Source organism: Pirellulales bacterium, assembly GCA_035499655.1.
In the GTDB taxonomy this organism is placed as follows: domain Bacteria; phylum Planctomycetota; class Planctomycetia; order Pirellulales; family JADZDJ01; genus DATJYL01.
Genome location: DATJYL010000085.1, coordinates 1 through 5,390 on the forward strand (window position 1 = coordinate 1; position 5,390 = coordinate 5,390).

At 54.3% G+C, this 5,390-nt stretch carries 5 protein-coding genes; 2 read left to right on the forward strand and 3 right to left on the reverse strand.

All coding sequences use genetic code 11. The features are described 5' to 3' along the window. Together VMJ32_06195 and VMJ32_06200 are read left to right on the forward strand one after the other, a co-directional pair. On the forward strand, positions 1 to 496 hold a 496-nt coding region (locus VMJ32_06195; protein ID HTQ38597.1), incomplete at its 5' end, for a hypothetical protein. Between the two features lie 614 nt (positions 497 to 1,110). Further along, positions 1,111 to 2,355, forward strand: coding sequence for a DUF1559 domain-containing protein (locus VMJ32_06200; GenBank protein ID HTQ38598.1), 1,245 nt, complete (start codon positions 1,111 to 1,113; stop codon positions 2,353 to 2,355). A gap of 111 nt (positions 2,356 to 2,466) precedes the next feature. Here VMJ32_06200 and VMJ32_06205 read toward each other — a convergent pair whose 3' ends face one another. The 3 genes from VMJ32_06205 to VMJ32_06215 all read right to left on the reverse strand — a co-directional run. Continuing rightward, positions 2,467 to 2,637 (reverse strand): hypothetical protein, encoded by a 171-nt coding sequence (locus tag VMJ32_06205; GenBank protein HTQ38599.1) that lies wholly within the window; start codon positions 2,635 to 2,637, stop codon positions 2,467 to 2,469. A gap of 24 nt (positions 2,638 to 2,661) precedes the next feature. Next, on the reverse strand, positions 2,662 to 4,554 hold the full coding sequence (locus VMJ32_06210) for an alpha-L-fucosidase (GenBank protein HTQ38600.1): 1,893 nt from the start codon (positions 4,552 to 4,554) through the stop codon (positions 2,662 to 2,664). 20 nt (positions 4,555 to 4,574) lie between these two features. After that, on the reverse strand, positions 4,575 to 5,390 hold an 816-nt coding region (locus VMJ32_06215; protein HTQ38601.1), incomplete at its 5' end, for a hypothetical protein.

The window sequence follows — 5,390 nt, forward strand, 5'->3', positions numbered from 1 at the left end:
CTGCTCCGCACCATGTCGCTTCTTCATCGCGAATCCTTTCCGGCCCAATGGGCCGGCTGGATTCTCTCATATTCCCTGGATCAGTTTTCGGGAAGGGGGTCAATTGGAAGTAATGCGAATCGGTACCTTCCGAGTTTACAAAAACGTTATTGTAATCTTGCCTGCTGCCGGTGTTGCCCTGGGCACGTGTGGTCATGGTGTTGCTGAATTGCATTTTTTGATTCGGCTATTTGCAGTGGCTCCAGTCACATCGTTCTCTGTTATTGCAGCAATGACTTTTGGTAAAATGATCTTGGTGGGCGAATTGCTTTCCATATATGTGTGGGAGCCGCAACCACCATTTACTAACTTCGTAGAGGAGAGTTCCATGGTTGATATTCAGTATTCCCTAAGTGCGGGCCCAGTTTGTTTTTTCGATTGTGACATTTGTGGTCGCAGGATAACTAAGCCAGATCAAGGTGGTATTTTAATGGATCAGCAGCTAAGGCCGGCTTAGGTTTTTAGAAAAGAGTGCGTTTAACCGACATTCAACGCTTTCGGCGCATTTCTGGCATCAAAATGATTTGCGCCCCAGAGTTTTTCGAATCACCAAACCAAGATTTGCTTGGGCACTCTCAACCTAGTAGAATTGTCTCTCAAGCTCTCCGCCATTCTTACAGCCTTGATTGACTGAGAACCAATCGCCTATCAGTCAGAATTTCATAAAACAGTTGATTTTATTTCGTAAATTTCGACCGCAGTCCACGATAACATACAGGGATTTTTCGTAGTGTGCATAGTGGGGTTCATCGCGCAATGTTGGGAACCACTTGGGGGGATCAGGTTGGCAGTATCACAACTGCCAGAAAGTGATCCGTTTGTGGTGGCTGAACGCTGGCAAGTATTGCCCGTGGGGGAATAGGTAGCGGCATGGGGAGTGGGATTCGAATATCTAACGGCTCGTGGCGTACAGCTTCATGGTTGTAGCAAAGGGTGCGTTTCATCTTTGGCTGGCGGCAGACGAGTGTGTACCGTATGCGCCCTGATAAGGCCCACAGTGGGAAAACAGTTCTTGGCAGAGGGTTTTTGCAACCGTCGTCTCCGGCGGGGGGTTTGAGAGAGGACACATCAATGTTCGCCGCACCTTTTGTCTATGTTCGGAAGGGAAATCAGGAATCCAGCGAATGCGAGCTGCGTCCGTCGCCCCGCACCTTTGGCCCCGGGCAGCCGACTGCAGTTCGAGTTGGTTTTACGCTCGTCGAGCTGCTGGTTGTGATTGCGATCATCGGGATCTTGATTGCGTTGCTTTTGCCCGCCGTGCAGGCCGCCCGCGAAGCGGCGCGCCGCACTCAGTGCACCGATAATTTGAAGAACATGGGCTTGGCCTGTTTGAATTACGCTTCGGCCAAGAAAACCTTGCCTCCGGGAAAAGTTGTGGGCAGCACAACGGCCAGTGGCACTTATTGCGGGTCGACAACTCTCGCGGATGGCTTGCATGCCTGGTATACCAATTGGGCCTTGGAAATTCTTCCCTACGAGGAAGAAACGCCCTTATACCAACGTTATCATTTCGAGGTTTCCAATTTGGACCCGTTGAACGATCCAGTCCGCCAAACGATGTTGCCCGTGCAAACGTGCCCGAGCGATCCCAATCCACCGTCGCTGCAAACCGGTCAGGTCTCCGACGAAAACGGTCATATCATTATGACCAGTTCCTACAAAGGTGTCGCTGGACGTGGATTTTTTACGCCAGCTAACCCTGCCGAGGCCTATTGGGATAGCTATCAAGCCGGCAAAGGGGGCGAAACCATGCGCACCATTGACAAAGGACCCTTGCCGGTCGTCGTGATTAATCCTGCACCCACTGGGCAAAAGCCCAGTTACGGCAGCTCCCCTGGTTGTACGATGGGGCAATTAAGTAAGTTCCCAGTCAAGATCAGTCAAATCACCGATGGCACTTCCAAGACTTTACTCATCGGTGAATACACTACGGTCACTCAACCAGCCGGCACACCCCCCATAACTCGCTCTGCCGCCTGGGCGAGCAGTGTGTTCGGTATGGATTTGGGCGACGTCACACTGCCTGCAAATGTTGCCATTACAGCAGGAGATTGCCGCAGCAGCCCGCTAACCTGCAATGCTTCTTCGGTTTCGATGGTCATGGATTCTGATTACTTGAAATGTGAAGCGGTGTATCCGAACAGCAATTTTTATCAGCCCTGCGAGCGCGCTTTTGCCGGCGTCCACGGCGGCGGCGGAGCAGTTAACTTCGCCTACTGCGATGGCTCCGTGCATGTCTGGAACACCACCGGCGACATTCGCATTCTGGCCGCCATGGCTACTATCCAAGGCGGCGAAAGCCCGAGTATTCCGTGATAGAAGTTTTTCGGTCTGGTACGCGCCGCTTACTGTTGCGCGTGCCGAAAAATATCCCCAGTCGTCCGTGACCGGGGAGTTGCTTAGCACTATCCAGTTCCCACTAAGGAACTACTGTTGCCCCGCCTCGAGCGTTTGGTACATCCGCTCGGAGTGTGCTGCCCGGTCGTACTTGGCCATCACGCCGGCTTGTTCAAACTCAGCCCGCATCTTGACCGGCCGGCCATAGCCGTTGTCGCTAAGCGACTCCGGCGTGAGACGAACCGCAAAGATTTCCAGCACGCGCCGGTAGCATTTGCTTATTTATTATGGTACCGGCTTGAGTATTACTTCGAACAAGCTTATCTCGCCGGGGTTCTTCGGTCTGAAGTGCAATTCTTGCTGGCCGGCAGGGAGCGCCAATTGACCGAGGTGAACAACCGCGTTGTTCTTTGATTCAATGGCAGTTACAACGGCGCTGACGGAATGATCGCCAGCCTCGACGAGTAAATCGGTGTTGCTTCCGGCGCTGTATCGTACGGAAACATCGAACGTCGCCGGCGCGTTCAGGCGAATGGGCCAGGCCAGATAGTCTTCGGCCTTGGTGAAGCCGGCTGCGAAGTAACGTCCCGCCTTGCCGTCGCCATAGCTGAACTTGCCGTGTGGCGTGGCGTCGAAGGCGAGCAATTGGTTCTCCGCGACATTCGTGGCCAGCAGACGCCCCTTGGCGCCCTTCACGGGGCCGTTCATCTCCAGCACGACTACTGTATCGAACGGATCCGCGGGGGCAGCGGGCACGGTTACTTCGATATCCGATTCGTTCAGCCGCCGCGTTTTCAGCGCGTGCAAGTCTCGATCAGCCAGGGAATAGGCCCGGACCACTTCCCCTTGCAGATTACCGACGACAAGTTTGCCGTCGGTTGGCCACTGGAAAACGTGGAGATAGAGCGTGTTGCTTTTGACGGTGGAATCGCCCCAAGCTTGACGATCCAGTGGGGTGTGGCTGGTGCCATGAATGGAGTCGCCATTGACGGCCATCCAGCGGCCGATGCCTTCCAGGATGCGCGTGGCGTTCTCGTCAATCATGCCATCACCCTTTGGGCCGATGTTCAAGAGCGTATTGCCCCCTTTAGCCGCAATTTTGGCGATCAATTGAATAAAAAACTCGGGTATTTTGTAGTTGTTGTCGAACTTGTTGTAGCCGTAGGAATTGTTTACCGTCGGAATTGCTTCCCAATCGCCTTCGGCTTCGCGCACTTCCGCGGGATTGTCGGCCGTGTCCACGTAATCGCCGAAGTTTATTCCCAGGCCGCGGGCCGCGCGGCCGTTGATGACGACATTGGGATCGGCCGCGCGCACGGCCTTGACGATCCGCAACTGCTCGGATAGAGGCAGTTTGCCTGATACATCAAACCAAAGAATTTCGGGATGGTACTTCACGATCAGTTCCTGGAGCTGTGGAATTGCCTTCTCATCCACATATTTCTTGGCCTTCTCGACCAACTCAGGATGCACGTCGTACCACATTTTGTAGCCGGCGCCTTGTTTCTCGTCGAACAAGTGCCTGTCGCCGCCGGGATTTTTATAGTCCCAGTCGTTGCCTGGCGCGTCGGGATGTTCCCAGTCGAAGGCGTGCGAATAGTAAAAACCGAAATGCACGCCGTTGGCTCGGCAGGCGTCGGCCAGCTCTTTCATCGGATCGCGTTTGAACGGTGTGGCGTCGGTGATGTTGTACTTGGTTACGTCCGAAGGATACATCGCAAATCCATCGTGGTGTTTGGCCGTGATCACCAGATACCGCATGCCGGCGTCCTTGATCAACTGGACCCAAGCCTGAGCATCGAACTTTTCCGGGTTGAACTTGGCGACGACCTCGTCAAGGTATTCCTGACGCGGAATGGTCAACTGCCGCATGATGTGCTCGGAATACGCACCTCCCTCGCGGCCCTTGTACTCGCCCGCCAAATTGGAATAGACACCCCAATGGATGAAGCAGCCGAATTTCGCGTCGCGCCACCAGGCCAGCCGTTCGTCGCGATTTTTAAGCGCGGCCGTCCACCAACCGTTGGCGGCCTCGATGGCGGCCGCTTCGTCACGCCGGCGTGCCTGCTCCGCTGCCGGCATGTTGTCGGTTTGAACCTGCGCGAGGACACCGGCTTGGCCGAAGTGCAATACACACACGCCAAAAGCACATAAAATCGTTGCGGTAATTCGAATCATTGCGTAAGGCAAGGCTGGAATTAATCGGGCGACGCATTAATAAACACAAGATACATGTTGCATTCTTCGGCCTGCGTCTGATCGGTGTTCGAACCCAACGTGAAGCTTCTTTCTGTTTCTACAATCCGTCGGTACACTTTCATGGGCTTTCCGCCAACGACCAAGCTCATTTCAGTTGGCTCGAATTGCTGCCTGAGCCAAGCGGGACGATCCAAACGATTGTCGTGTGCGACGTAAATTACCGAATGCGCAGGCACCGGAATTTCCATCAAATCGACGGCGCTATAGAGGCGATCGGCGAAGGCTGCTTGAATCCAATCGCTGCGGCAGAGCGCCTGGGGCATGTCGGCAAATGTTTCGTCATGATCGACGTACACTGTTTTGCCGGCCTCCGCATCCGACTCGATATGCACTCCCTTTGACGGCCCAGAATAAGAAAGGTTCATGAGATACTTGCCATGATGAATCGTCGGGCGAGCGAAATCGGAGGTCAGGATTCCGGAGTTGTTGATGCCCATCGCCGCGCCTGCCTGTTGGCTCGACAACTTCACGATCGGCATGGCTGGCAGCGACGGAGTTGTGCCCCCTTCAATTTTAACGGGCCGCGAAATGAGTGTTGCCTCAGCTGGGCGAAGTCCTGCGCTGGTGGCACGAACGACAATTTGGCCTTCGCTGAGCGTGGAGCGAATCGCCACACGATTAATGCCGCATTCCAAATCGAGATAGGAATTATTAATCGACTTGATTTTCCCGCTATTGTAGCCGCCGCGCCACACGCCAGGCCCCTCCATTTCAAAATCAACGCGATTTTGAAACGTCGGGCAGCGTTCCCCTTG

Coding starts and splice junctions, on each gene's coding strand:
- VMJ32_06200 (HTQ38598.1), top strand. CDS start 1,111: ATGTTCGCCGCACCTTTTGTCTATGTTCGGAAGGGAAATCAGGAATCC.
- VMJ32_06210 (HTQ38600.1), bottom strand. CDS start 4,554: ATGATTCGAATTACCGCAACGATTTTATGTGCTTTTGGCGTGTGTGTA.